This is a genomic window from Pacificispira sp. HM-600, assembly GCF_977993705.1.
In genome coordinates, this window is the sequence record NZ_OZ388079.1 from 2565789 (window position 1) to 2591005 (window position 25217).

At 66.7% G+C, this 25217-nt stretch carries 26 protein-coding genes; 17 read left to right on the top strand and 9 right to left on the bottom strand.

From position 1 onward, the window contains the following. Positions 1-66 precede the first annotated feature (66 nt). The 11 genes from secY to ACXZ1E_RS12330 all read left to right on the top strand — a co-directional run bounded on the left by secY (position 67) and on the right by ACXZ1E_RS12330 (position 7883). Positions 67-1389 (top strand): preprotein translocase subunit SecY, encoded by a 1323-nt coding sequence (gene secY / locus ACXZ1E_RS12280; RefSeq protein ID WP_458040764.1) that lies wholly within the window; start codon positions 67-69, stop codon positions 1387-1389. After that, the gene (locus ACXZ1E_RS12285; RefSeq protein WP_458040765.1) at positions 1386-1982 is read left to right on the top strand and encodes an adenylate kinase; all 597 of its coding nucleotides are present in this window, start codon (positions 1386-1388) and stop codon (positions 1980-1982) included. Before secY ends, ACXZ1E_RS12285 begins: the two co-directional genes overlap by 4 nt. A gap of 21 nt (positions 1983-2003) precedes the next feature. Further along, positions 2004-2834 carry a type I methionyl aminopeptidase gene (gene map, locus ACXZ1E_RS12290; RefSeq protein ID WP_458040766.1) on the top strand — a complete coding sequence of 277 codons (831 nt, stop codon included), beginning with the start codon at positions 2004-2006 and terminating at the stop codon, positions 2832-2834. 20 nt (positions 2835-2854) lie between these two features. Further along, positions 2855-3541 carry a DsbA family protein gene (locus tag ACXZ1E_RS12295; RefSeq protein WP_458040767.1) on the top strand — a complete coding sequence of 229 codons (687 nt, stop codon included), beginning with the start codon at positions 2855-2857 and terminating at the stop codon, positions 3539-3541. Positions 3542-3715: 174 nt separating this feature from the next. Beyond that, positions 3716-3937 carry a translation initiation factor IF-1 gene (infA, locus tag ACXZ1E_RS12300; protein ID WP_017201569.1) on the top strand — a complete coding sequence of 74 codons (222 nt, stop codon included), beginning with the start codon at positions 3716-3718 and terminating at the stop codon, positions 3935-3937. Between the two features lie 68 nt (positions 3938-4005). Further along, positions 4006-4122: a 50S ribosomal protein L36 gene (rpmJ, locus tag ACXZ1E_RS12305; protein WP_036299987.1), complete on the top strand. Its 117-nt coding sequence runs from the start codon at positions 4006-4008 to the stop codon at positions 4120-4122. Between the two features lie 275 nt (positions 4123-4397). Then, positions 4398-4778 (top strand): 30S ribosomal protein S13, encoded by a 381-nt coding sequence (rpsM, locus tag ACXZ1E_RS12310; RefSeq protein ID WP_458040768.1) that lies wholly within the window; start codon positions 4398-4400, stop codon positions 4776-4778. Between the two features lie 47 nt (positions 4779-4825). Next, the gene (gene rpsK / locus ACXZ1E_RS12315) at positions 4826-5224 is read left to right on the top strand and encodes a 30S ribosomal protein S11 (protein ID WP_458040769.1); all 399 of its coding nucleotides are present in this window, start codon (positions 4826-4828) and stop codon (positions 5222-5224) included. A 176-nt stretch (positions 5225-5400) separates the two neighbouring features. After that, entirely contained in the window at positions 5401-6390 is a 990-nt protein-coding gene (locus ACXZ1E_RS12320; RefSeq protein ID WP_458040770.1) for a DNA-directed RNA polymerase subunit alpha, read from the top strand. Positions 6391-6430: 40 nt separating this feature from the next. Then, on the top strand, positions 6431-6994 hold the full coding sequence (gene rplQ, locus ACXZ1E_RS12325; RefSeq protein WP_458040771.1) for a 50S ribosomal protein L17: 564 nt from the start codon (positions 6431-6433) through the stop codon (positions 6992-6994). 193 nt (positions 6995-7187) lie between these two features. Next, entirely contained in the window at positions 7188-7883 is a 696-nt protein-coding gene (locus ACXZ1E_RS12330; RefSeq protein WP_458040772.1) for a hypothetical protein, read from the top strand. 38 nt (positions 7884-7921) lie between these two features. Here ACXZ1E_RS12330 and ACXZ1E_RS12335 read toward each other — a convergent pair whose 3' ends face one another. Then, the gene (locus tag ACXZ1E_RS12335) at positions 7922-9145 is read right to left on the bottom strand and encodes an integrase catalytic domain-containing protein (protein WP_458040749.1); all 1224 of its coding nucleotides are present in this window, start codon (positions 9143-9145) and stop codon (positions 7922-7924) included. 306 nt (positions 9146-9451) lie between these two features. On the opposite strand from ACXZ1E_RS12335, the gene ACXZ1E_RS12340 reads away from it, so the two are divergent. Next, complete coding sequence (locus ACXZ1E_RS12340; RefSeq protein ID WP_458040773.1) at positions 9452-10936, top strand: glycosyltransferase family 2 protein; 1485 nt, start codon at positions 9452-9454, stop codon at positions 10934-10936. A gap of 14 nt (positions 10937-10950) precedes the next feature. Here the strand turns inward: ACXZ1E_RS12340 and ACXZ1E_RS12345 are convergent, their stop codons facing one another. The 3 genes from ACXZ1E_RS12345 to ACXZ1E_RS12355 form a co-directional block, all read right to left on the bottom strand. Continuing rightward, the gene (locus ACXZ1E_RS12345) at positions 10951-12036 is read right to left on the bottom strand and encodes a response regulator (protein ID WP_458040774.1); all 1086 of its coding nucleotides are present in this window, start codon (positions 12034-12036) and stop codon (positions 10951-10953) included. Positions 12037-12146: 110 nt separating this feature from the next. Next, entirely contained in the window at positions 12147-13148 is a 1002-nt protein-coding gene (locus ACXZ1E_RS12350) for a glycoside hydrolase family 6 protein (protein ID WP_458040775.1), read from the bottom strand. Between the two features lie 9 nt (positions 13149-13157). Then, positions 13158-15299 carry an acyltransferase family protein gene (locus ACXZ1E_RS12355; RefSeq protein WP_458040776.1) on the bottom strand — a complete coding sequence of 714 codons (2142 nt, stop codon included), beginning with the start codon at positions 15297-15299 and terminating at the stop codon, positions 13158-13160. Between the two features lie 204 nt (positions 15300-15503). Between ACXZ1E_RS12355 and truA the strand changes: the two genes are divergently transcribed. Beyond that, on the top strand, positions 15504-16406 hold the full coding sequence (truA, locus tag ACXZ1E_RS12360; protein ID WP_458040777.1) for a tRNA pseudouridine(38-40) synthase TruA: 903 nt from the start codon (positions 15504-15506) through the stop codon (positions 16404-16406). Between the two features lie 35 nt (positions 16407-16441). Here truA and ACXZ1E_RS12365 read toward each other — a convergent pair whose 3' ends face one another. Together ACXZ1E_RS12365 and ACXZ1E_RS12370 are read right to left on the bottom strand one after the other, a co-directional pair. Continuing rightward, positions 16442-17023, bottom strand: a complete 582-nt coding sequence (locus ACXZ1E_RS12365; protein WP_458040778.1) for a TetR/AcrR family transcriptional regulator — start codon at positions 17021-17023, stop codon at positions 16442-16444. Next, a complete protein-coding gene (locus ACXZ1E_RS12370) occupies positions 17016-17855 on the bottom strand; it encodes an alpha/beta fold hydrolase (RefSeq protein WP_458040779.1) in 840 nt (279 codons plus the stop codon). Before ACXZ1E_RS12370 ends, ACXZ1E_RS12365 begins: the two co-directional genes overlap by 8 nt. Before the next feature lie 138 nt (positions 17856-17993). On the opposite strand from ACXZ1E_RS12370, the gene ACXZ1E_RS12375 reads away from it, so the two are divergent. From ACXZ1E_RS12375 to ACXZ1E_RS12385, 3 genes are all read left to right on the top strand, one after another. Further along, on the top strand, positions 17994-18767 hold the full coding sequence (locus ACXZ1E_RS12375; protein WP_458040780.1) for an endonuclease/exonuclease/phosphatase family protein: 774 nt from the start codon (positions 17994-17996) through the stop codon (positions 18765-18767). A gap of 122 nt (positions 18768-18889) precedes the next feature. Continuing rightward, the gene (locus ACXZ1E_RS12380) at positions 18890-20491 is read left to right on the top strand and encodes a LuxR C-terminal-related transcriptional regulator (RefSeq protein WP_458040781.1); all 1602 of its coding nucleotides are present in this window, start codon (positions 18890-18892) and stop codon (positions 20489-20491) included. Between the two features lie 113 nt (positions 20492-20604). Continuing rightward, positions 20605-20772, top strand: a complete 168-nt coding sequence (locus tag ACXZ1E_RS12385; RefSeq protein WP_458040782.1) for a hypothetical protein — start codon at positions 20605-20607, stop codon at positions 20770-20772. A gap of 125 nt (positions 20773-20897) precedes the next feature. On the opposite strand, the gene ACXZ1E_RS12390 is transcribed toward ACXZ1E_RS12385, so the two are convergent. Beyond that, positions 20898-22208 (bottom strand): DUF222 domain-containing protein, encoded by a 1311-nt coding sequence (locus ACXZ1E_RS12390; protein ID WP_458040783.1) that lies wholly within the window; start codon positions 22206-22208, stop codon positions 20898-20900. A 533-nt stretch (positions 22209-22741) separates the two neighbouring features. Here ACXZ1E_RS12390 and ACXZ1E_RS12395 point away from each other — a divergent pair. Beyond that, positions 22742-23194: a VanZ family protein gene (locus ACXZ1E_RS12395; protein WP_458040784.1), complete on the top strand. Its 453-nt coding sequence runs from the start codon at positions 22742-22744 to the stop codon at positions 23192-23194. On the opposite strand, the gene ACXZ1E_RS12400 is transcribed toward ACXZ1E_RS12395, so the two are convergent. After that, positions 23173-24483 carry a UDP-glucose dehydrogenase family protein gene (locus ACXZ1E_RS12400; RefSeq protein WP_458040785.1) on the bottom strand — a complete coding sequence of 437 codons (1311 nt, stop codon included), beginning with the start codon at positions 24481-24483 and terminating at the stop codon, positions 23173-23175. The two genes, ACXZ1E_RS12395 and ACXZ1E_RS12400, sit on opposite strands and share 22 nt — an antisense overlap. Before the next feature lie 381 nt (positions 24484-24864). After that, positions 24865-25164: a hypothetical protein gene (locus tag ACXZ1E_RS12405; protein WP_458040786.1), complete on the bottom strand. Its 300-nt coding sequence runs from the start codon at positions 25162-25164 to the stop codon at positions 24865-24867. Positions 25165-25217: the final 53 nt, after the last annotated feature.

Genomic DNA, 25217 nt, shown 5'->3' on the forward strand with positions numbered 1-25217 from the left:
CAGCCTGGGCTAACCTAATGTTTGGCCCGCCCGCGGGCATCTCCCTTCCCTTCAGGAGGATCCTTCTTGTTCAGCGCTATCGCGCGCATCTTCCGGACACCCGACCTGCGCCGGAAGATCGCCTTCACCTTGGGCATCATCGTGCTCTATCGTCTCGGTGCCCACGTGCCGACGCCGTTCGTCGACTTCGCGAACGTGCAGTCCTGCATCGGACAGAACGAGGGCATGGAGGGACTCCTCTCTCTTGTCAACCTGTTCTCGGGCGGCGCCCTGCTGCAGCTGTCGATCTTCGCGCTGGGCGTCATGCCCTACATCACGGCGACGATCATCACGCAGCTGCTGCGCGTCGTCATCCCGCACTTCGAGACCCTCTACAAAGAGGGTCAGGCGGGTCAGGCGCGTCTGACGCAGTACACGCGCTACCTGACCATCGCGCTGGCGCTCCTGCAGTCGACGACGCTCGTTACCGTCGCGCGCAGCGGACAGCTCTTCGGCAACACGGGCGTCGCTGCCTGCGACAACGTGCTGACGAACGTCGCGTGGTGGGCGCAGCTGCTCATGATCATCACGATGACGGCCGGTACCGGCCTCATCATGTGGTTCGCCGAGCTCGTCACCGAGCGCGGTGTCGGCAATGGCATGTCGCTCCTGATCTTCACCTCGATCGCCGCGACGTTCCCCGCCGCCATGTGGTCGATCTGGCAGGCCCGAGGCTTCGAGACCTTCCTTCTCGTGCTGGCCGTTGGCATCGTCGTCGTGGCGCTGGTGGTGTTCGTCGAACAATCGCAGCGGCGTGTACCCGTGCAGTACGCGAAGCGGATGGTCGGCCGTCGAACGTACGGCGGAACCAACACGTACATCCCGATCAAGGTCAACATGGCTGGCGTTGTGCCCGTCATCTTCGCCTCGTCGCTGCTCTACATCCCGGCGCTGCTCGCGCAGTTCAACCAGCCGGCAGCGGGCCAAGAACCCGCGGCCTGGGTCGTCTGGATCTCGCAGTACCTGACGACGGGCGATAGCCCGATCTACATGCTGGTGTACTTCCTGCTCATCATCGGATTCACCTACTTCTACGTGGCCATCACGTTCAACCCGGTCGAGGTTGCCGACAACATGAAGCGCTACGGCGGCTTCATCCCCGGCATCCGCGCGGGTCGTCCGACGGCCGAGTACCTGGACTACGTGCTCACGCGCATCACGCTGCCGGGCTCGATCTACCTCGGTCTGATCGCGCTGCTCCCGCTGATCGCGCTGGCTACGGTCGGTGCGAACCAGAACTTCCCGTTCGGCGGAGCATCCATCCTGATCGTCGTCGGCGTCGGCCTCGAGACGGTGAAGCAGATCGACGCGCAGCTGCAGCAGCGTCACTACGAGGGGCTGCTGCGATGACCACCACACGACTCTTGATCGTCGGCCCCCAGGGGTCGGGCAAGGGCACGCAGGGCGTGCGTATCGCCGAGGCCTACGGCATCCCCGTCGTCTCGACCGGCGATGTCTTCCGCGCCAACATCAAGGACGGCACCGAACTCGGGCAGCGGGTGCAGCAGATCGTCGAGCAGGGTCGTCTCGTGCCCGACGAACTGACGAGCGAGATCGTGCGCGATCGTCTGGCGCAGCCGGATGCGGCGACAGGCTTCTTGCTCGATGGTTACCCGCGCAACATCGGCCAGGTCGGGCACCTCGACGACTTCCTCGCGAGCCGTGACGAGTCTCTCGACGCCGTGATCGAGTTGCGCGTGCCCCGAGCCGAGAGCATCGCGCGTCTCGGACTCCGCGCCGCGCAAGAGGGACGCTCGGACGACACCGACGACGTGATCGCTCACCGTCTCGACATCTACGAGAACGAGACGGCACCGATCCTGGACGTCTACGGCGAGCGGGGCATCGTCGACGCGATCGACGGCGTCGGGACGCTCGACGAGATCACCGACCGCATCTTCGCAGCGCTCGAGGCCCGCGGGCTCGTCCGTCGCGGCGCCTGATCGCGCCCCGCGAGGACACGCATGGCTTTGCGGCGCTCGATCTATAAGTCCCCCGCCCAGTTGCGGGCCATGGTCGAACCCGGTCTGATCACAGCGCGCGCCCTCGCGGCGGTGCGTGAGCTGGTGGCACCCGGGGTGACGACGCTCGAGCTGGACGCCGCAGCATCCCGTGTCATTACGGCCGCCGGGGCGAAGTCCAACTTCCAGATGGTGCGGGGCTACCGCCACACGATCTGCACCTCGGTCAACGAGCAGGTCGTGCACGGCATCCCGGGCGCGCGCGTTCTGAGCGCGGGAGACATCCTGTCCGTCGACGCGGGTGCCGAGTACCAGGGCTGGAACGGCGACTCGGCCTTCACGGTCGTGCTGCCGGATCCGTCGCGTCCCGAGGTGGTCGCCGAGCGTGAAGAACTCTCGCGCGTCACGGAGGGCTCGCTCTGGGCCGGTATCGCGGCGTTCGCATCGGCACGGCACCTGAACGAGGTCGGCGCGGCCATCCAGGACTACGTCGATGCGCAGGGTGAGTACGGAATCCTGGCGGACTACGTCGGACACGGCATCGGACGCAAGATGCACGAGTCCCCGTCGGTGTTCAACTACCGGGTGACCGACCCCGGTCCCGAGGTTCGGCCCGGGCTGGTGCTCGCGATCGAGCCGATGGTCGTCGCCGGCGACCCCGCGACGCTCGTCGAGGACGACGGCTGGACGGTCTCGACGGTGGACGGCTCAGCCGGCTCACACTGGGAACATAGCGTCGCGGTGCACGATGGGGGTATCTGGGTGCTCACGGCACCCGACGGCGGGGCCGCGGGCCTGGCCCCGTTCGGGATCGAACCTCAGCCCATCGGTTGAGGCAGACGTAGGAGCACGCGATGATGGCCACAGCGGGTAAGCGCACGAACTGGTTTGCGATCTGGGTGAGCGTCGCGGTGGTAGCCGTGGTCGTCGCCGCGGGTGTGACCATCGTCGCCATCAACAACGCCGCGTCGAACCCGGATCCCGGCCCCGCACCCGAGGCCGCGATCGTCAACACCGACACCGGCGCGATCTCGGTCGGGGACGGTCCGGACGTCGTGGCCACCTACATCGACTTCATGTGCCCGATCTGCAACCAGTTCGAGGAGATCTACGCCGATACGTTGAACGAGCTCGTCGCGGACGGTTCGATCACGCTCGAGTACCACCCCGTCGCGATTCTCGACAACCAGTCACAGGGGACGCAGTTCTCGACCCGGGCGGCGAACGCGCTCTACTGCGTGGCGACCACGTCGCCCGAGTCCGTCCCGCCGTTCGTCTCGGCGATGTACGAGAACCAGCCGTCCGAAGGCACCTCCGGCCTGAGCGACGACGAGATCATCTCCATCGCGACCGATGCGGGCGCCGGGGACGTCGCGTCCTGCATCACCGACCGCACCTACGGCGGCTTCGTGGGGGAGCGCACGCAGGCGATGCCCACGACCGCGGACGGCGGACGCGGAACGCCGACGGTCACCGTCAACGGCGAGCGCATCGACCTGACGGGTGACCCGCAGGTCGATATCATCGATCGCCTGAGCTGACGCGTCCAACGGGGATGCCGCGAGCATTTGCCTCGGGCATCCGTCTCGGATAACATGGATCCTTGGTGCTTTGCGCCGTCTATCGGCGTGTCTCACGACTCCGCCGGGACACCGACAAAACACCGAAATCCCACCCACCGCAGACCGACCGGTCTGCCCAGCGTTAGCGAGTGTATGGCCAAGAAAGACGGTGTCATCGAGATCGAAGGCGTGATCTCCGAGGCGCTTCCCAACGCGATGTTCCGCGTTGAGTTGAGCAACGGACACAAGGTCTTGGCCACGATCTCGGGCAAGATGCGGCAGAACTACATCCGCATCATTCCGGAAGACCGCGTCGTCGTAGAGCTCAGCCCCTACGACCTCACCCGCGGTCGGATCGTCTACCGCTACCGCTAGACCGGTCGAGAAGTAACGGCCTATGCGTTCTCGACGCACAGGTACGAAGACAGCGAACAGGAAACATCATGAAGGTCAACCCCAGCGTCAAGCCCATCTGCGATCACTGCAAGATCATCCGCCGTCACGGCGTGGTCATGGTGATCTGCAAGAGCAACCCGCGCCACAAGCAGCGCCAGGGTTGAGTCTTCGCGTGTCGCGGCGCGAAGCGCCTGACACGCGAAAACTCAAGATTGAGCGAGGGCCGAAGGCCCGAGCCGAAATCCCACAGAACGTACAACTCAATAGCCGAGCACAGCAGGCGTTTCGTCTCGCTTCGCTCGCTCAACGACCGAAAGGTCGTAACCCCAGCAGTTTCAGAACCTGGTCTTCGAGAGATCGAATATCGGGGGACACCCCGGGCAGGAGGCCCGGGCACCGATTCTGCTCCACACCTCCACACACCTCCTAGGAGAGCCGCATGGCACGTCTTGCTGGCGTCGACATCCCGCGCGATAAGCGCGTGGTCATCGCCCTGACCTACATCTACGGCATCGGCCGTACCCGTTCCGTCGAGATCTTGAGCGCCCTCGAGATCGACCCTGACGTCCGCGTCAAGGACCTCGCGGACGATCAGCTCGTTCAGCTGCGTGACCACATCGAGGCCACGTACAAGGTGGAGGGTGACCTTCGCCGCGAGGTTGCCTCCGACATCCGCCGCAAGGTCGAGATCGGGTCCTACCAGGGGATCCGCCACCGTCGTGGCCTGCCCGTCCACGGACAGCGCACCAAGACGAACGCCCGTACGCGCAAGGGCCCCAAGCGCACCGTCGCCGGCAAGAAGAAGGCGGGCCGTAAGTAGTCCTCGCGGGCTCAGGCACCGGCTCCCAGGTTTAGGAGAACAACGTTATGGCACAGGCCAAGACCGCCGCACGCAAGCCGCGGCGCAAAGAGAAGAAGAACATCGCGCTGGGTCACGCCCACATCAAGTCGACGTTCAACAACACGATCGTTTCGATCACCGACCCCTCGGGCGCTGTCATCAGCTGGGCCTCGTCGGGCGGCGTGGGCTTCAAGGGCTCGCGTAAGTCGACCCCGTACGCGGCCGGTATGGCCGCCGAGTCGGCCGCTCGCCAGGCTCAGGAGCACGGCGTCAAGAAGGTCGACGTCTTCGTCAAGGGACCGGGTTCCGGTCGTGAGACGGCGATCCGCTCGCTGACGGCCGCGGGCCTCGAGGTCGGTTCGATCCAGGACGTCACGCCGCAGGCACACAACGGCTGCCGTCCCCCCAAGCGCCGCCGCGTCTGATCCCGTAGCCGGGGCGCCTCGTGCGCTCCGGCTACCGGTCGTCGCGCGGTCTCACTGACTTCGCGGATGCCTGGACGTGCGCTATGCACGATGCCCCGTCATCCGCCCGAGAAAAACTCAACAACCTCACCCATGCAAGTGTCATATAGCGGGCACTTAGCCGAAAGGAACACACAGTGCTCATCGCACAGCGTCCCACTCTGACCGAGGAAAAGATCGCGGAGTTCCGCAGCCGCTTCATCATCGAGCCGCTCGAGCCCGGGTTCGGATACACGATCGGTAACGCGCTTCGTCGCAGCCTGCTCTCGTCGATCCCCGGTGCAGCCGTTACGAGCATCCGCATCGATGGTGTCCTCCACGAGTTCACCACGATCCCCGGTGTCAAGGAAGATGTCACCGAGATCATCCTGAACATCAAGCAGCTCGTCGTTTCGAGCGAGCGCGACGAGCCCATCACGGCTTACCTGCGCAAGACGGGTGCCGGCCAGGTCACGGCCGCCGACATCTCCGCTCCCGCGGGCGTCGAGATCCACAACCCCGAGCTCGTCATCGCGACGCTCAACGACACCGCCAAGTTCGAGCTCGAGCTGACGATCGAGCGTGGCCGCGGCTACGTTTCGGCGACGCAGAACCGTAACGAGTACGCCGAGGCCGGCCAGGTGCCGATCGACTCGATCTACTCACCGGTGCTCAAGGTCAGCTACCGCGTCGACGCGACGCGTGCCGGTGAGCGCACCGACTTCGACAAGCTCGTGCTGGACGTCGAGACCAAGTCCTCGATCGCCCCGCGTGACGCGGTCGCCTCGGCCGGTCGCACGCTGACCGAGCTGTTCGGCCTCGCCCGTGAGCTGAATGTCGAGGCCGAGGGCATCGAGATCGGCCCCGCGCCGGTCGAGACCGTCCTCTCGAACGAGCTGTCGATGCCGATCGAAGACCTCGATCTGTCCGTCCGTTCGTACAACTGCCTCAAGCGCGAGGGCATCAACACGGTCAGCGAGCTCGTTGGGCTCTCCGAGACCCAGCTGATGAACATTCGCAACTTCGGTCAGAAGTCGGTCGACGAGGTGCGCGACAAGCTCATCTCGCTCGGTCTGTCGCTGAAGGATTCCGTGCCCGGTTTTGACGGCGCGCACTTCTACGGCGGCTACGACGACGAGACCGTCTAAGCCGCGGCCCCCGAACCGATTCATCCTGGAGTAAAGACTGATGCCTAAGCCCACGAAGGGTCCCCGCCTCGGCGGCGGTCCTGCCCACGAGCGCCTGCTGCTTGCGAACCTCGCCGCGGCCCTCTTCACCCACCGCTCGATTCAGACGACCGAGACCAAGGCCAAGCGCCTGCGTCCACTCGCCGAGCGCCTGATCACGTTCGCCAAGCGCGGTGACCTGCACGCGCGTCGTCGCGTGCTCGGCATCATCGGCGACCGTGAGGTCGTGCACGTGCTGTTCACCGAGATCGCCCCGCTGGTTGCGGAGCGCGAGGGTGGCTACACGCGCATCGTCAAGATCGGCAACCGCAAGGGCGACAACGCCCCCATGGCCGTCATCGAGCTCGTCCTCGAGCCGGTCACGCCGAAGGTCAAGTCGTCGAAGAAGTCGGATGCCGCGGCCCCCGCCGCTGCGGCCGCTCCGGTCGAGCCCGTTGCTGACGAGCCCGCCGCCGACGAGACTCCGGTCGCCGTCGAGGACGCCGACGTCGAGGTCTCGGACACCGACGCCGAGGCTCCCGAGGGTGCCGCTGAGGCAGCCGCCGAGGACGCCGGAGCGAAGTAGTCCGATATACCGCCAAGACGCCCGTACCCCTTCGGGGGTGCGGGCTTCTTGCTGTCCGCGGAGCATCGTTCTGTTTCGTGCGGTGCGTCGTTCCTTTTCACGCGGCGCGTCGTTCCTTTTCACGCGGCGCGTCGTTGCGCGGATTTCATGCGCGCCGACATCCAGTGCCACACTTAGCGCTGGAGGGATCTCTGTGATCAATGTACGCACGCGCCCCGCGGCAGCGATGTCACATCGCTCGATTTCCGCGCGCCCCGATGCCCGACGCCGTCGTCTCCGGGGACTCGCCGCGATCACGATGATCTCGGCTCTCGCCCTGTCCGGATGCTCGGTCGTTCTGCCGTGGGATCAGCCCTCCGGATCGCCCTCGCCGTCGGGTACGACTGTTCCTGCGCCGGTGCCCAACGATCTCTCCAGCGGCTCGACCGCGCGGGCGCTGTCCGCGGGGGCTGTGGGCGTGTCGATCAACTACTGGTCGACGCTCAACATGGGCGATTGGACGTCCGGTGCGCTCAAGCCGGTGAGCATCAGCCTGATCACGACGGTCACACCGAACGACGGGCAGAAGGTGTACCTGCAGCGCGCGACGATGGTGGCCGTTCCCGGAACGCTCGATGAGTCCTTCGACCCGCTCTCGCCGCAGACCGATCAGTCGACCGTGGCGCCGGGGTACCTGGTTCTCGATCCGTACAGCTACTCACAGACCTTCAACGTCGGGCCCGTGCCCGCCGAGGCGACGCTCGTCACCCTGCAGTTCACCTACGACTTCCTCGTGCAGACGACACCCACGTCCACCGAGTACGCCAAACAAAGCGCGTCAGACACCCTCACCGTTGCGATAGCGGGCCAACCCCGAGGTGCCTCATCTAGAAGTGAGCGCGAAGGGTGATGCGGTGCCTCACGTATGGTGAGCGCGAGGCTTGCGGTTCATTTGGTTGTTTGGAGTCGACGGATCGACGTTTCTAAGGATGTCATGTCGAGGTGTCGGCTGGTGGTCATGGCTTCGGTTTTGGCTTGTGATAGCTCGATGAGTTGGAGCTGGATCTGGTTGATCCGGCGGGTCAGATCGGCGGGGTTGATCCCGGTGATCCGGGCCTGAACGACGTCGGCTTGCTCGGCGGTGAGGACCCCAGAATCGCGCACTCGCTGCCAGGGTGTCTTCGGTGCGTCGTAGAGGCGTGTGCGGCGCCCGCTGGCCGCGGTGGCGTATGCGGTGGGCTTCTTCGTCGGGGTGAAGAAATTCAACCGTAGTGAGACGAGCCGCCAGAGCTCGTTCAGCAGCGCGAGCTCGTCCGGGGTGTCGTAGCGCCAATGGAACGCGTGTTTGCGGACGACGTGGTTGTTCTTCGACTCGACGGTCGCTTGGTCGTTTTTCTTGTAAGGGCGGGACCGGGTCTGGGCGATGTCACGGGCTTGGAGCCAGTCCGCGACATCATGGTTGATGAACTCCGATCCGTTGTCCGAGTCGAACACGCGCAGCTCGAATGGGAACATGTTCTGCAGATCGCCGACAGCGCCGACGATCCACTTGGCCGCGTTGTTGCGGATCGAGGCGTTCTCGGTCCACCCGGTGGCGATGTCGGTCATCGTCAACGTGCGTGCGAACTCGCCGACGAACGTGGGTCCGCAATGCGCGACGGTGTCCGCCTCGATCACCCCGGGTGCCGTGACCGGGGCATCCCCGACCTTCGACAACCCGATCGAGTTGCGCAGCAGCGGTGACGGGATCGTCGTAGAGATCCCCCGCAACTGCATCGCCCGACGTGCCGGGCTCAGATACCGGTCGATCGTTGCCGGACTCATTGTCTGAAGCTCGACGATCGTCTGCGGTGTCACGAATGGCTTGTCGAGGTCGCCGGCAGCGTGCAGCAGCGGCATCCACAGCTCCAGCATCACCACGAGGTACTTCCCGCACGGCATGCCCATCAGCGCCCACACATGCTCCAGCAGCCGCCTCGAATCATCGCTATACGTCTTGGCCCGCAACTGGCGTCTATCGACCTGCTTCGCCGGATCCGGCAGCACCGGCCCCGTCAGCATCCGCCGCGCCGTTGATCGGCCCATCCCCGTCGTGCTCATCACCTCGTCAAGGATCCGGGCCTTGTCGTGCTTCGATGCTTTCCGGTACGCGTCACGGAGTTTGTTCGTCACCTGTCGCCTCGCGGCCATCTCAATCTTGCCTTCCACACAGGCAAGCTTCGCGCTCAAAGTATGTGAGGCACCAACACACCCCACGCGCTCAAAGAAACTGAGGCACGTCGAACCCGTCCCCTGAACGCCCTCCGCGTAGTATCATTCGCGATGAGAGCATTCTCATCGTGCCCTCACGTTGGTCTTAGGTAGATCCTTCGGTGCCGACAAGCCCGCGCTGAGGTTCCCCTGAGTGGTTGCGCTCATAATCGAACAGCACCCCCCGTATTTCTTCCCCCGGCTTCCCCGCCGAAACACGAGGTCCCCATGTCGATTTCCCCGCCCGTCGGCCAGAAGGTCATGCCGTATTCGCGGCCCTCCGCTGCCCGGCCCGAGCCCGAGCCCGAGATCGTCGAGCCCGAGAGCGCGTTTCCGCAGGACTTCGCGGCGTCGCTGCAGGACCTGAGCACGCAGCGGGCGACCATCGGATGCATCATCCCGGCGTACAACGAAGAGGAATCGATCGCCGACGTGCTGCGGGGACTCCTCGAGCAGTCGCGGGTGCCGGATGTGATTCACCTCGTCGTGAACAATTCCAACGACAAGACCGTCGCGATCGCCTCGGAGTTCGCGGGCCCGCACGAGATCACGACCGAGCTCGGCGAGCAGTTCACCGAGGTCTTCGTCCATGACATCGGCAAGAACCCCGACAAGAAGGTCGGCGCCCTCAACTACGGCTTCGCTCTCGTCGAGGGCTACGACTTCCTGCTCGGTGTCGACGGCGACACGGTCGCCGACCGTCGCGCCGTGGAATTCCTCGAGACCGAGATCACGAGCGACACCCGCATCGGCGGTATCTCGGCGATCTACTCGATCGATGACAACCCGTTCAAGGGTTTCTCTCGCTTCCTGATCACCGGCCAGCGGTCGCAGTTCGCGGCCTTCAACCTGCACAACCTGCTTCGCGGCCGCAACATGGCGGTGTTGGGAGGGCAGTTCTCGATCTTCTCGACGAAGGCTCTGCGTGATGTCATGCGCGAGAACCACCAGTCGACGCCCTGGGTGAAGGACAGCGAGGTCGAGGATTCCCTGCTCTCGCTGCAGATCAAGAGCGCCGGATTCCTCACCAAGATCAGCCCGTACGCCCGCGCCGACGTGGGTGGCATGACCACCCTCCGCGGCCTCGACGCCCAGCAGGTCAAGTGGAACTACGGCGCGATCGAGCTCATGTGGCCGGGACAGCGCGGTGACACGAAGGGTCAGCCGTTCCACCCGAACCTGCGTGTGCGCTGGCTCGAGCAGTTCAGCATGCTGGTCAACCTGTTCGTGCGCGTCGGCTTCATCACGCTGCTCGCCGGGTCGCTCTCGATCAACGCGTTCATCTTCTCGCCGATCTGGTTGATCCCGATCGCAATGTCCGTTGCGCTCAACCTGCGCATGGCCCTGTCGATGAAGAACAAGGATCGACACGATGTGCTCTTCGCCGGGCTGATCGTGCCCGCCGAGGTCTACATGTGGATCCGCATCTCGCACTTCCTCCGCTCGTGGTCGCGGTTCCTCTCGCGCAAGAAGGTCGACAACTGGGCCATGCAGGCCAAGGCCGAGCGCGGCGCGGGCATCGGTCACTGGACCCCGCTGATCGTGGCCGTCGCCATCGTGGTCGCGGTCACGGCATCGTGGCACCTGATCCCGATCGAGCTGCAGTCGGGCATCCTCGCGGTCGGTTGGCCGGTGCTGGGTGTGATCACCGTGATCCAGACCCTGAGCATGTTCATGCGGCTCCTGCGCCGTCAGCACGGCTTCAAGGTCTGAGCAGAGAAAGCTCGCTACGAGTTCTCGGTCTCGGGAGTCATCCGGTAGCCGACATCCCGCACGGCTTCCAGATAGCGGGGGACCGGTGAGCCCATCTCGCCGAGCTTGCGGCGCAGGCTGTCGACGTGAGCTTGCACGGCGCGCTTGTCGGCGTCGCCGACGTAGTACGACGTGACGTAGGACTCGCCACGCAGCACCAGGGTCAGGTCTGCCTTGCTGCGGATGCGTCGGCGTGACGACATGATCGTCAACAGCAGTTCGAACTCGGTCTGGGTGAGGTCGATCGGCTGGCTGCCGATCTCGACCCGGCGTGTCTCGGGGTCGAGAAACAGGTCGCGGTGGTGCATCCAGCCGATGTGCGGGTCACGGCGCTCGACCTCGGAACTGGGTCCGTCGATCTCACCCTCGATGACCTCGTCGTACTCTTCGTTCAGATCGTCGTAGTCTTCGGTCGGCACGACGCGCATCGCCTGCACGGGCTCGTCATACCTCTCCCATTGCGGCGCGGCGGGCTGGCGCGGCTGCCGCGGGGGCGGAGCCTGATCGAATGCGCGAGCGCCCGGGCCGCGGTAGATCGGTGGGTCGGCAGGAGCGGCCTGTTGCACCGACGGCTGCGGGGCGGGCGCCTGAACCGGGATCGTCGTGGTGTTGGCGCGCGGAAAGGATGGGCCGACGCTTTCTTGCTGACGGGGCGAGGGAGCGCCGGGCGCTTCGGTACGGGGCGGGCGCCGCAGGAACGCATCGATGCGTGCCCGAAACTCGCGTGGCCGGAACGGCTTGACGATGTAATCGTCGGCACCGGCGCCGAGCCCCTGGATGACGTCGGATTCTTCGGCCATGGCGCTGACCATCATGATGAAGGTCGGACTGCCGCCCGCCCGGATGCGACGGGCAGCTTCGAATCCGTCGATGCCCGGCATACTCACGTCGAGCGTCGTGATGAGGGGCTTGTAGGCCAGGGCGGCACGGACGCCGTCCAGACCGTTACCGACGGAGACGACGGAGAATCCGGCCGACTCGAAGACGCTCGCAATCAGGTGCCGGACGTCGGGGTCGTCCTCGACGATGACGGCGGTGCGCAGCTCATCGGCATCGGCCATGCGGTCGCTCCCTTTGCTGACGGTAGATCCTGTCGAATTCTCGCATACACGGGGCTCGATTCCGTGCGACCGCGGGGCCCGCGTGGGTGTTGCGACGGGATTCGTCGGCGCTATTCGTCGTCGTTTTCCACGACGACGACGTCGGTGGTCAGAACGATGGCGGACTGCGGCCACCAGGCACCAGCCGGGGGGCCTCCGTTGCACGTGCCGTCGCTCTCGCCCGGCACCTTGATCCAGAGGTTCGTGTCGACGACGTCGTCGTGAACGGTTCCGGGAGCCGATCCCACACGCCGGTCCGGCGGGTTGCACCACTCGCCCGTCGACCCGACGCCATTGCGTCCGGAATCGATGACGGCTTGAGCACCGCCGAGCAATCCCGACAGCTGGCGCGCGTAGGCGACCTCGTCGGCGTCCGTGTTGTAGTTCGAGACGTTTGTGACGAATCCGCGGACCTGGTCGATGACGCCCATCTCGCGGATGAAGCCCGCCATGACTTCGGGGGAGTGCCACGTCGAATGACCGCCGTCGATATAGATGTCGGCGTTGTCGGCCGTCAGATTCGTGACCGCGCCCTGCAACTGCGGCGCGCGCTCGGCGAGGTTGCCGCATTCCTGGGCGAGCGCAATCGAGTCCGGCTCGAGCACGATGATCGTATCGATGCCGGATGCTCGCACCGCCGCCCCGATCTCGGCGGTCCAGGTCGCGTAGTCGGGTTCGGACAGTCCGCCCGCCGAGAAGTTGCCGCAGTCGCGTCCGGGTAGGCCGTAGACGACGATCGTGGAGGTGGCGCCCTGGTCGGACGCTTCCTGCGCGAGCGACGTGACGCGGGGTCCGACCTCGCCGATCGGGTCGCGCTCGGGCACCAGCCAGAACGCCGTGGGCTGGGCGGCGAGGTATGCCGCGGCGGCCTGCTCCGGGGAGTCCTCGGGGGCGCTCGCGGCCACCCGGGCGGCTTCTGTGTCGCTGAAGACCGCGACGCGGATGTGTTCTTCTTGCTCGGCCGCGACGTCACCGCCTCGGAGCAGCGCCCAGGCTGCCCCGCCCGCGATGAGCAGCACGAGAACCACGACGAGTGTCACGACGATCTGGCGGCTTCGGCGAGAGGACTTCACCGCTCGAATCTATCGTTCCGGCAGGTCCGCCGAGACACCGCGGTCGCCTCCGGGGCCCGCATCCGTATCGGCACCCGCGTCGGCACCGCTGTCGGCATCGCCACCGTCCTCGCGATCATCGTCGCCATCGACCAGGCGCGATGCGAGGGCCGAGACTCGGATCGACCTGTCGAACGCCGCCTGCGCCCGGGCGTTCTCCACGCCCTGCACCGCCGTCGCCACGGTCTCGGCGAACAGCCTCCCGCCCGTGGGGCCGGGGTGGATGCGGTCGCCCGCGAGCAGGTCCTGGTGTGCCGCGGCGGCACCCGCCCAGTCGGCGACGACGACGTTGGCCTCGGCGGCATCGAAGGTCGCGAGCTCGGCGTTGACCCCGGCGATCCAGTCGCGCGGGGCGAAGGCGTTCACGAGTACGAGGTGCCGGTCGGGTCCGATCGCCTGTTCGAGCCGGGCGAGCGCTTCGGCGCTGATCGGACCGTTCGTGCCGAGCGCGATGACGACGTACGGCCGGAGCTGACCCGCTGCGGCCTGCGCTTCGGCGATGCCGACACCCGCGTTCAGCGAGCGCGAGACGGATGCGTCGATCTGGATTCCCGGCAGGCGCTCCATGAGCCCGGGTGCCGACGCGAGCATGACGGAGTCGCCGATGGCGCTGACCTGGTCGCCGGTCACCGGGGTCGGTCGCGGACCGGGCACGGGCTCATCGCCCGTCTGCACGGCGAGCGGCGGCTCGACCCGGGGGCCGGTCGGTGACGGCGATGCTGAGGGGGCGTCTGCCGCGTCGAGTGCCTGTTGCCCCGCTTCGACCGCGGTCGCCCCGGACGTGACCTCGGGTGCGATCGCGATCGCGCTGGTCGTGGCCCCGGCGGCGATCACGAACGCCGTGACGCCCGCGAGAGCGGCGAAACGACCGGCCGGTGCCCCGGACAGGCGAGCGCGGAGAGCGGCGAACGAGGCGCGGAAGCCGCCCCGGCGGACGGGCGTCTCGATGAACCGATACGAGAGGGGGGCGGCGAGAAGAGTGATGGCGAGCGCCCAGAGTCCCACCGCGAGCGGCACCTCGGTACCGGGGGCGATCGACAGCCCCGCCATGAGGAGAACGAGCACGGGCCAGTGCCACAGGTAGATGCCGTACGAGCGCTGCCCGACGAAGCGGAGCGGCGCAAGATCGAGCGCGCGTCCCAGCACCGAGCCCGGCCATGCTCCGGCGGTGATCGCGACCACCGTGAGCAGACACGCGACGAGCAGCGCGCCCGGGAACGTTGCCGTATCGGGCGCGGGCGGGACGGTGGCGACCGCGACGATCCCCACGACGGCCAGTGCGCCGAAAGCCGTGACACCGCGACGAACGCCGGCCCGCAGCATCCAGGCCGTCGGTGCGCGAAGCGCTTGCCCCAGGGCGAACGCGAGGGCGACGCCGAGCAGGATGCCGAAGCCGTGCGAGTCGGTGCCGAAGTACGCCCGCGTCACGCCGGCCCCCGTGCCCGCAACCGCGCCGTCGCCGGCCGCGCCCGACACGAGCACGGCCATCCAGAGGGCCGACCCCGCCGCCGCGACGACGGCGACGCCCGCGCGGACGATGCGCGAGGGGATGAGCAACAGAAGCGGGAAGAGCAGGGGCCAGAGCACGTAGAACTGCTCTTCGACGGCGAGGGACCAGAGGTTGCGGAACAGCTCGGGGGTGCCCGCGTCGAAGTACCCGCTGCCCGCCGAGATCGAGATCCAGTTGAAGCTGAAGGTCAGGGCGCCGAGCACCTGTCGCCCGAATCCGACCAGGACGTCGCCGCCGATCGTCCAGACCCAGAGTCCGCACACCACGATGAGGGTCACGAGCGCCGGCAGCAGGCGGCGGGCGCGGCGTCGCCAGAACCCGACGAGCGAGATGCGTCGGCCCCGACCTGCGGCCTCGGACGCCGCGGCCTCGTTCAGCAGCAGCGAGGTGATCAGGAACCCGCTGATGACGAAGAAGACGTCGACGCCGATGAACCCCTGCGGCAGCCACCACGCGGGGAACAGGTGATAGGCCACCACGAGTGCCACCGCGATCGCGCGCAGTCCATCGAGGCCCGCATAACGTGCGCCACCGGAGACGGGGGCGGGCACGTGAGCGGGGGCCGGGGCGTGGCCCGGGGTGGGGGAGATGTCGCGAGTCATGGGTGCGGGGTGGTCGGCGCATCACACGGGGTCCGGGGAGTGTGACGTGCGCTCCCCGGTCGTGAAGACGGGGTGGTAGAGATGGGGGCGCCGACGCCTGCCAAGTTTACGTCCGGGGCACCGACACTGCGAGAAGGATCGCCCGGTCGATCCGCCGCTCTCCCATCGCTCTCTCATCGCGCGGCCCGGCAATAGGCTGATCGGGTGCGGACCCGCCTCGACATCGCCTACGACGGAACGCATTTTCACGGCTGGGCCCGGCAGACGAACCTCCGCACGGTGCAGGGGACGCTCGAGGATGCCCTGGCCCTGGTGCTCGGCTCGGGACACACACCCGGACACACGCCCGGACACACGCCCGGACACACCCCCGGCCCGACCGGCCCCCTCCCTCGCCTCGTCGTCGCGGGACGGACGGATGCCGGTGTGCACGCCGCCGGTCAGGTCGCACACCTCGATCTCGACACACAGCTCCTCGATGCCCTCGGCCGCTCGCGTCCGTCGTACGGCCCACCGCTCGATCTGCTGGCGCAGCGCGTGCGGGGCGTGCTCGGCAAATACCCGGACGTCACGGTGCGGAACATCCGCGAGGCGCCCGAGGGGTTCGATGCCCGATTCTCGGCCGTGTGGCGTCGCTACGCGTACCGCGTTGCCGATTCGACGACGGGCTACGACCCGCTCGAGCGCGCCCGCACGACGACCGTGAATGCCTTCCTCGATGTAGAGGCGATGGATGCCGCTGCCCGCTCGCTCATCGGACTGCACGACTTCGCCGCCTACTGCCGTCCCCGCGAGGGCGCGACGACCATCCGCACGCTCCTCGAGTTCGACTGGCGGCGCGACGAGAACGGCGTGCTGATCGCGAATGTGAGAGCGGATGCGTTCTGCCACAGCATGGTGCGCGCCCTGGTCGGCGCGTGTGTCGCGGTCGGCCGCGGCAGGCTGAGCATCGAGGACGTCGCGACCCTGCGAGACGCGCAGGAGCGCACCAGCGCCTTCCCGGTGCTCGCGGCCCGCGGGCTCACCCTGATGGAAGTCGGCTATCCCGCTGACGATCAGCTCGCGTCGCGCGCCGAGGCGACTCGCGCTCGCCGCGACGACGACTGACTCACGGAAGCTACAGCGAGTCGGATGTCCCCTCGCTACAGCGAGTCTGATGTCTCCGTCCAGCGCGAGAGCGCCACGGCGAACCCGTGCACCAGGCGATCAAAGCTGCGATCGATCGACGTCGGCAGCGCGAAACCACCCTGCGCTTCGAGCGAGACGAAGCCGTGCAGTGTCGACCGGAAGGCCCGGATCGCGTCCACCGCGTCGTCGCCCTCGAGTTCGTAGGCGGCGAGCACGTCGGCGATGATCTGGATGCTCGCGAGCGACGCGGCTGCACTTTCGGCGTCGTCCGCCGTAGGCATCATGTTGGATGCTTCGTATCGCGCCGGATGCTTCAGTGCCCAGTCGCGATACGCGTGCGACATGGCGTGGATCGCGTCGGCGCCGGAGCGCCCGACGGCGGCCCGAGCCAGGACATCGCCCAGCTCTTTCTTGGACTGGAGCGAGATGCTCCGCAGCAGCCCGGCCATCGAATCCATGTGCTTGTAGAGCGATGGCTGCCGCACGCCGAGCCGGTCGGCCAGGGCGGCGAGCGTCAGGCGGCTGAGACCTACCTCGTCGGCAAGGGACGCGGCCTCTTCGACGACCCGGTCGCGGGTGAGCCCAGCCCTAGGCACGCGGCGCCACCCGCTCGAGAAAGCCGAGCACCGCGCCCGAGGTGATGTCTGGCTGTTGGGACTGCGGGTAGTGGCCCGCGTCGGCGACCATCACGACCTCGGCGTTCAGGGACTCGCCGATCCACCGTGCCTCGGCGGCGGGGTCCTTGAAGTCGGCGTCGCGGTCGCCCATGATCACGAGCACGGGCGCCGTGACGCCAACCAGTGCCGCCTCGGCGGGATCGTGGTCGGTCTGCCGGGTGGTGAGGGAGAAGGCCTTGCCGTACGCCGGGCGTTTCAGGCTCGCGATGACCGTCGAACGGTACTCCTCGAAGTCCGCGGGCTTTTGGCCGCCGTAGAGCGTGGGCATGTATCCCTTCCAGACGGGGGCGATCCAAAGCGGTGCCATCATCGCGCGGAACATCGCCCGCGCCACAAAGTTCGCTGGGGGATTGCGCACGAAAGCTCCGACGAGCACGAGTCCCGTGACCTGCTCGGGGTGCTTCGCGGCCACGATGACCGCCGAACCTGCGGCGAGCGAGTTGCCGACGATGACGGCGCTGCCGCCGAGCTCGGCGATCAGCGCCGAGACATCTCCCGCGGTCGCGACGTCGCCGTACGACGTGAACGACGTGTCGCTGTCGCCGTGGCCGCGCAGATCGGTGGTCGCGACCGTGTAGCCGGCCGCCACGAGCGGGGGAGTGAGGTGCCGGTAGGACGAGCGCAGATCGCCCATGCCGGGTACGAGGACGACCAGCGGGCCGGAGCCCTGCACGTCGTAGGCGACGCGCCCCTCCGGGCGCGACAGGTAGCGAGTGGTGGCGCCGGACGAGGAAACGGGTGAGGAGGTCATAACAGCTATGATGCATCGCGCTAAAGCTAATGTCAATAGCCAAGCGGCGAACTGCCCCCTGAGAGTTCTCGAAGAACCGCAAAGTGGGGGGCAACGCGTCACCCGCCGGTAACGTCTCGCGCTTATTCTGGTGGCGGTATGAAGGTCATCTCTTACAACTTACGCAAGCACCGCGCGGCCACCGAGCTCGCGGCGCTCGCCGAGCGCTACGACCCCGACGTGCTGTGTCTGCAGGAGTGCGATTCCACCGACATTCCCGAGACCATCCACGGCCTCATGCTGGCCGATGCCACCAGCGGCAACCGTCTCGGGCTCGCGGTGTACTTCCGCAAGAACACTTTCCGCGCCGCCGAGGTGCGCGCGATGAGCCTGAAGAAGTCCCTCCACGACCGCGTGCTGAAGCCCGCGGAGGAGCGCCTGCTGGGCGTTCGCCTGCACGATATCGACGCGGGCCACGAGATGATCGTCGCGTCTTTTCACGCGGCGCCCCTCACCGCCCTCAACTCGCTGCGTCGACACCAGATCCGCACGGCTCTCGACGAGCTCAGTGCACTCGGTCCGGGTCTGCCCACCCTCATGGTCGGCGATTACAACTACCCGGTGTTCAAAGAGAATCTCGGCCAGCGGATCCGCGATCAGGGCTACGAGTTGAACCTCAGTGACGCCCGCACCTATACGCGCTACCGCTTCTTCCGCGGTCACTACGATTTCGCCACGTCGGTCGGTTTCGAGATCGACAACGTCACGACCCTGCCTCAAGGCCTCTCTGACCACAAGCCGATCCTCGTGACGGCCAAGGCGGTAGCTGCGACGGCGGACACGCCCGCCCAGGCGCCACAGAGCGCGGACCGAAACGCCGCACCGGGCGCTCCGGCACCCGACGAGCCCTTCGCGCCCGCGGCAAGCGCCTGATTCTCCTGGCTCCACTCGCGTCATAAAACGCCGTCCTCGGGGTCTCATGGGAGAGGGTGACCACGTCGGGCGCCCTCTATCGTGGTCGAACGCATCGGAACCGTCTGATGATGGGGATTGCCGTGAGTGACGAACAGCAGGTCGAGCGTGCGCCCGAGTCAGCGCACGAGCGGGTGTTCGTCGCGCCCGAGCACGTGCGTTCCGCGGTCGAGGATGCCGCGCGCGATGGAGGCTGGATGGCCGCCGCCGATGTCTTCCAATGGCATTGGGATCTCTACGCCACCCGAGATCCGCAGGCGATGCTCGAGGCGCTCAAGGGCTTACCCGGTGAGCTGTTTGTCGAGCGTCCGAGCATGTTGATCGCCGCCGACTATTTGCAGCAGGTCGCGGCTGGTCAGGACGTGGGTCGCTTCCACGACGGCGCCCGCGACATGTTCGGCGGCACCCGCGAGCCGCGAGAGTTGCTGGATTCTCTGATCGCGTTGACGGGGCGCGCGGCCGGGGCGCGCACGGAGGGTGCGCTCGACACGGCGCGCCTGCGATCCGTCGAGGCGCGACGGATGCTGGAGCGCACCGATGAGTCCGCCCCGGGTCGCGCGCGCGAGGCGTTGCCGCACCTCATGTTCCAGTGGGGGCGGTGCCGTGAAGTCGCCGACGCGGATGGCGCGATCGCCGAATACGAACAGAGCCATCACCTCGGCTCGATCACCGCACAGCCCGAGATCGCCCGTCGCGCCGCCGGTTCGCTGGCCTGGCTGCTCGCCGAGCGCGGCCGATTGTCGGACGCACGGACGTGGCTCGCTCACGCGCACGCGACAGAGCGCGACAGCCCCCGTTACGACGCCGTCCTGCATCTGACCGAGGCGCTCATCGCAGCCGATGAACTCAACGACGCCGCCGCGGTCGACGCGCTTGCCCGCATCGATGAGGGCACGATCGGGGAGTACTGGGCCGCACAGCTTTGGGTGCGCGCGATGATCGCTCGGGGGCCCCTCGCACCCCTGATCGTCCGGCACGAGATGGCGGGCGAGACCGAGCGTCGCGTGCGCGCTGTGTTCGATCAGGGCGCCAATCGGCGCTATCTCGTGCGCGTCGCGTCGGCCCTCGAGGGACAACTTGATGAGCCGTTGACCCCGACGACCCCGAACCCGGAAGAACCCCGAGCGGCCGATATGGTTCGTCCGGCCCAGGACCTCTACCGCGCGGGGTCGCATGCTGCAGCGAGAGCGCATGCTCGCACCGCGCTCGCCGCATCCCCGCCCGTGCGCGACGAAGCCGCAGCTCAACTCATCCTCGCCGCCTGCGAGCTCGCGATCGGGGGAGCGGATGCCGCTGGCCCCGCCTTCTGTCGAGCCCATGCGCTCATCGCCCATGAGCGCCTGTTCCGCACCTACCGAACCATCAAGAGCTCAGACCTCAGGGTGCTCGCAGATCTGTCGGGCCTCCCCGTCCCCGCGTCTCTGACCGAGCCGCAGCGCGACAGCAGCAGCACCGCCGGCACGAGCACCCCACGTTCCGACACAGAACGCCACGCAAACCTCGACGCTCTCACCCGCCGCGAGCGCGAGCTTCTGGTTCTCATCGCCGATGGTCTGCCGTTCGCCGACATCGCGGAGAATCTCTTCATCAGCCTCAACACGGTCAAGACCCTCACCCGCAGTCTCTATCGCAAGCTTGGCGTCCACAGTCGCGCCGAGGCCGCCGCCCTCGCCCGCCAGGTCTGAATAGCCCAACTGCGCCCTCACCCTCGCCTCGAGGGTGATCTCGAGTCGCTGAGGGGTGATATCTGCCGGAACCCCAGGGTGCGAGTATGAGCGCCCTCTAATGTTGCGAGCCGATGCCTTGCGCACCGCAGGGCTTCTCGTCTGTTCAGGGAGTCGTCGTGCCGCGCATGCTTCTCTCTTTCGCCGTGCGGGTGGGTGACCCGTTCGACTTCGGTGTGAGCATCAGCTCCAGCGAGTCGTTTACGGCACCAGGCTCCACGTGGAACGAGAAGCCGCAGTAGCGAAGGCCACGCGTCAGTCGGGTGATTCCGGCGGCGTGACAGGCGGTTCGGACCGTATCCGGGGGGACAGGTCCGAACCGCCTGTCATGTCGCTGGGACTCCGGACACGGAAGGGGACACGCCACTCAGAACGGTGGCGGCTCCAGATCAGGCACGAATCCCACCAAGACCGGTGGTGGAATGTCGATGTAGACCTTGCCGCCGGGTGAGGTCCACTCGAGCACCCCGCCGGGCAGGTGCCTGACCATCCACGGAGTCTCGCCCTTCAACACGTGATGCCGTCGACAGAAACACGCGAGATTGCAGTGCGACGTTTCGCCGCCGAGGGCATAGTCCCGCCCATGATCGACATCGCACCGATGCGCGGGCATTCGACACCCGGGGAATCGGCAATGAGGATCTCGAACCCGCAAATATCGGGTCAGATCGGCGGATCTCGTGTACCGATCGACCGCCAACACCCCTCCGGTAATCGGGTCGGCGAGTACGCGCTCCCATCCGGGTGCCGAGAGAGCCAAGATTCGGGCCGTATCGATGTCAACAGGAGCGCGGCCGACGAGTTCGGCGGGGTCAGCGGTGACGCCAGCCAACGCCAGCGCGGGGACCGTCACGTTGACGACCGCACGGATCGACGCGAGCCCGCCGTACCCGTCAGAGAGACCCTCGCCCGTAGCCGGGTCGATGTGATGGGTCAGCACGATCTCGGCCAACAGGTCAGCTCGAACCTGGCTGATCGTTCGCGGGTCGGGCTCGGCGCCGTCTGCAGCCGCAGCGGAAGCCTCGTTGGTGACCTTGCGGGCCATCTGCGTGAGCATGTCGTGCATGCCGTGTACCGGAACCGCGGGTCCCCGCAGAACCAGTTCGGCCATCCCGTCGGCGTCATCGCGCACCCACACACCGCGTCCCTCGCGGGCAACTTTGTGCCGATCGCCAAACGTGCGGGGCTGTACCTCTTCAACCAGACGGGCCAAGGACGCATTCAGTCGACCAGCGGTGGTCGACTCAGCCCGTGCGATCGCCTCGGCCTCGAAGGTCTCGCGCACGGAAGAATCTTCGATCTTCGACCCGTGATCGACGATCACACGGACGTGTGCCACGGCAACACGGCCTTCGGCCAGGGCCTCGAGCGTCGCCGCGAACTTGGTCGAGATGGTGTGTGCCTCGTCGATTCTGCGTTGCACAGTCCGATCGGACTGGTTCGCACGCGTGGCGAGCTCGGCTGCGATCGCCCGTAGCGGTAGTTCTGCTTCGCGCGCACTCGTCCGCGGCAGAGCCTCCATCCGCTCGAATGCGACGTCTCCCGCTCGGGCCAAGACGCGAAGCACCTTCGCCTCCGCGGAAGCCAGCTCGGCGAGCGCCGTCCAGTACTCATCCGCCACGTCGGCAGCAACGACGTCGATGCCGTCTACCTTCGCTTCACGCAGATTCGAACACATGTACTAAAAGTACCAGGGAGCGCCGACATCGAAGCCACGACTTCACGGGTCTGTGGATAACTATATCGAACAAAAAAACGAATGTTGGAACCATGGATGTCTCGCCTAGACCGCCGCCCCACCGCCCCCGCCCGCTCGCGGATCAACGAAAACGTGCCGCCACGCTCGAACGCAACCCGCCCCCCTCGACGGCAAGGGATCGCTCGCGATCCCGCGGCAGCCTCCGGGGCGCACCACGGCCAGCACAGCCCCAGGACTAGCGCCGAACCCGACGCCCCATCCGTCAGCATCGCCCCATGGGCACTGCCCAGGCCCGATCCGGTAGTCTCCAACGAACATCTGGGCTGCACCGGCGCTCCCGAACCGATCCGACCCAATCCGATCCAACTCGATGCGCACCCGGAGGCCCATACAACCCGCGCGGGGTACAGCCCCCCCGCCCCCGCACTGTCACCGGTGCCCGGTTAGCCGAACAGCGCCCCTGCCCCCTCCGTTCCCGCCCAAGAAGCCAGCCCCCAGAGCCGCCGCCCCCGATGTCACCTCAGCCCGCCCCGCAACGCGCCCACAGGCCCGCCTGGCTCACGCGCGCTGCCTGGGCCGCGTTGTTCGTCTACGGCGTCACTCTCGCTGCGATCGCACTCTGGCCGACGCACGTCGACGAGCCAGCCAGCGACCTCATCCGGACCGTCACGCGCGCTATTTCATGGCTCACCTACCCGCGAATTGAGTTCGCGGCGAACATTGCGCTATTCATTCCGTTCGGCGCGCTTCTCAGCATCCTGTTCCCGAAAGGGCGTTGGTGGCTCGTCATCGCCGCAGCAGTCGCAACATCAATCACAGCCGAACTCCTTCAGATGCTCGCAGCTGATCGAACGTCGACAGTGCAGGATGTTGTGGCCAACACATCGGGCGCCGCGCTCGGGGTCCTTATCGTGTACCTCGCTGCGAAGCTAGCTGAAAAGCGTCAGGGCCGGCCCATCCCGTAATAGGTCCACCCCTCGGCCCGCCAGGCTGCGGCGTCGAGGCAGTTGCGTCCGTCGATGATCACCTTGTCGGTGACCAGTGTGCCGGCGTGCGACGGCGACAGCTCGCGCCTGTACTCGTCCCACTCGGTCACGACGACGACGACGTCGGCGCCGCGCAAGGCTTCATCGCGGTCGGCGACATAGTTGAGTTGCGGATGCAGCCGCTCGGCGTTGGGGATTGCTTCGGGGTCGGTGATGGTCACCCACGCGCCAAGTCCGCGCAGTCGAATCGCGACGTCGAGGGCGGGGGAGTCGCGCACGTCGTCGCTGTGTGGCTTGAAGGCCGCGCCCAGCACGGTGACGTTCTTCTTGAATACGGAACCCCCAAGCGCCGTAACGACCAGGTCGACGGCCCGATCGCGGCGCCGCATGTTGATGGCGTCGATTTCACGCAAGAAGGCAACGGACTCACCGCGTCCGAGCTCTTCGGCGCGTGCCGAGAAGGCACGGATGTCTTTGGGCAGGCATCCTCCGCCGAACCCGATTCCGGCGCCCAAGAACCGGCGACCGATGCGCACGTCGTGCCCGATCGCATCGGCGAGCTGCGTAACGTCCGCGCCCGTGACCTCGGCGATCTCCGCCATAGCGTTGATGAAGGAGATCTTTGTCGCCAAGAACGCGTTCGCCGCGACCTTCACGAGCTCCGCGGTGGCGTAGTCGGTGACCAGGAACGGCGTGCCCTTGGCTACCGCCGGGTGGTAGACCTCTCGCAGCACATCGGCCGCGCGCGCCCCCGACTCGTCGGCCGGCACCCCGACAACGAGACGGTCTGGGTCGACCGTGTCTTGCACGGCCCAACCTTCGCGCAAGAACTCGGGGTTCCACACCAGCGTGGCTCCCGTCGCTGAGACGACGGGAGCAAGACGAGCCGCCGTTCCGACAGGCACGGTCGACTTGCCCGCGACGACGTCGCCGGGTGACAAGAAAGGAACCAGCGCCTCGAACGCCGCGTCGACGTAGGTCAGGTCTGCGGCGTAGCCGTCCTTGCGCTGCGGCGTTCCCACGCCCACAAAGTGAACGACAGCTCCACGCGCCTCGGAGATATCGGTCGTGAACCGCAGATTGCCCGACTCAATCCCGGCGGAGAGGATGTCGGTTAGCCCGGGCTCGAAGAAGGGTGCCTCACCACGCGAGAGCGATTCGACCTTGGCAGCGTCGACGTCGATCCCGATGACTTCGTGACCGATGGATGCCATGGCCGCCGCGTGTACGGCTCCGAGGTATCCGCAGCCGATGACCGACAGACGCATATATTCTCCTTTGACGTCCAGGTGAAGTCATAACCGTTCAGGCGACCGTCGCCGCGTCACAACGGCAGATCACGGCGGATCGGCCTCTCGCGCCGTCATCCGAGACTGTACCGGAGACCATCATCCCGATCCGACCGCCCGGGGTCTATCTGTGCGCGCATTTCGACTGCGGGCCCGCCACTTGCGGTGAGATTACTGAGCAAAAGGGCCCGATGCGCAGATGCACATCGGGCCCTTATAGCAAAAGAATCAGCTGGCGTTCTGGCGCTGACGTCGTACCGTGGTGGCAACCACGAGGGCGCCACCGGCGAGCAGCAGCGCACCGCCGCCGACCCACAGGCCGATCGTGAGTGCGCTGTCGGTACCGGTCTCGGCGATACCCTAACCGCCGCCTGCCGCGGCGACCGCGATGGTGGTTGAGATGCCGCCCGGAACGCTAGGCGCGAAGGCGGTGAAGATGTAGTTGCCGGACGCGTTCGCAGGCAGGCGCACATCGAAAGCGGGGGCGGCCCCGTTGGTGGAGGCCGACGTCCTGCCGAGTGTGGCTGTCTGCACCGCGGTCTTGACGACCAATGCGAGCGTTGCCGCTGAGGCGTTCTCACCGATCAGCGAAAGTACAACACTCTCGCCCGGCACGAAGGCGCTGGGCTGGAACGCGATCGTCACAATGCCGCCGGGCACGATGGTCTGCGCTGACGGGAAAATGTCGGTGGATGTGGATCCGGACGGCGGAA

Bases quoted from the DNA above. Each gene is read 5' to 3' on its own strand.
- ACXZ1E_RS12285 (WP_458040765.1), top strand. From the start codon at position 1,386: ATGACCACCACACGACTCTTGATCGTCGGCCCCCAGGGGTCGGGCAAG.
- map (WP_458040766.1), top strand. From the start codon at position 2,004: ATGGCTTTGCGGCGCTCGATCTATAAGTCCCCCGCCCAGTTGCGGGCC.
- ACXZ1E_RS12295 (WP_458040767.1), top strand. From the start codon at position 2,855: ATGATGGCCACAGCGGGTAAGCGCACGAACTGGTTTGCGATCTGGGTG.
- infA (WP_017201569.1), top strand. From the start codon at position 3,716: ATGGCCAAGAAAGACGGTGTCATCGAGATCGAAGGCGTGATCTCCGAG.
- rpmJ (WP_036299987.1), top strand. From the start codon at position 4,006: ATGAAGGTCAACCCCAGCGTCAAGCCCATCTGCGATCACTGCAAGATC.
- rpsM (WP_458040768.1), top strand. From the start codon at position 4,398: ATGGCACGTCTTGCTGGCGTCGACATCCCGCGCGATAAGCGCGTGGTC.
- rpsK (WP_458040769.1), top strand. From the start codon at position 4,826: ATGGCACAGGCCAAGACCGCCGCACGCAAGCCGCGGCGCAAAGAGAAG.
- rplQ (WP_458040771.1), top strand. From the start codon at position 6,431: ATGCCTAAGCCCACGAAGGGTCCCCGCCTCGGCGGCGGTCCTGCCCAC.
- ACXZ1E_RS12340 (WP_458040773.1), top strand. From the start codon at position 9,452: ATGTCGATTTCCCCGCCCGTCGGCCAGAAGGTCATGCCGTATTCGCGG.
- ACXZ1E_RS12345 (WP_458040774.1), bottom strand. From the start codon at position 12,036: ATGGCCGATGCCGATGAGCTGCGCACCGCCGTCATCGTCGAGGACGAC.
- ACXZ1E_RS12355 (WP_458040776.1), bottom strand. From the start codon at position 15,299: ATGACTCGCGACATCTCCCCCACCCCGGGCCACGCCCCGGCCCCCGCT.
- ACXZ1E_RS12370 (WP_458040779.1), bottom strand. From the start codon at position 17,855: ATGACCTCCTCACCCGTTTCCTCGTCCGGCGCCACCACTCGCTACCTG.
- ACXZ1E_RS12375 (WP_458040780.1), top strand. From the start codon at position 17,994: ATGAAGGTCATCTCTTACAACTTACGCAAGCACCGCGCGGCCACCGAG.
- ACXZ1E_RS12385 (WP_458040782.1), top strand. From the start codon at position 20,605: ATGCCTTGCGCACCGCAGGGCTTCTCGTCTGTTCAGGGAGTCGTCGTG.
- ACXZ1E_RS12390 (WP_458040783.1), bottom strand. From the start codon at position 22,208: ATGTGTTCGAATCTGCGTGAAGCGAAGGTAGACGGCATCGACGTCGTT.
- ACXZ1E_RS12395 (WP_458040784.1), top strand. From the start codon at position 22,742: ATGTCACCTCAGCCCGCCCCGCAACGCGCCCACAGGCCCGCCTGGCTC.
- ACXZ1E_RS12400 (WP_458040785.1), bottom strand. From the start codon at position 24,483: ATGCGTCTGTCGGTCATCGGCTGCGGATACCTCGGAGCCGTACACGCG.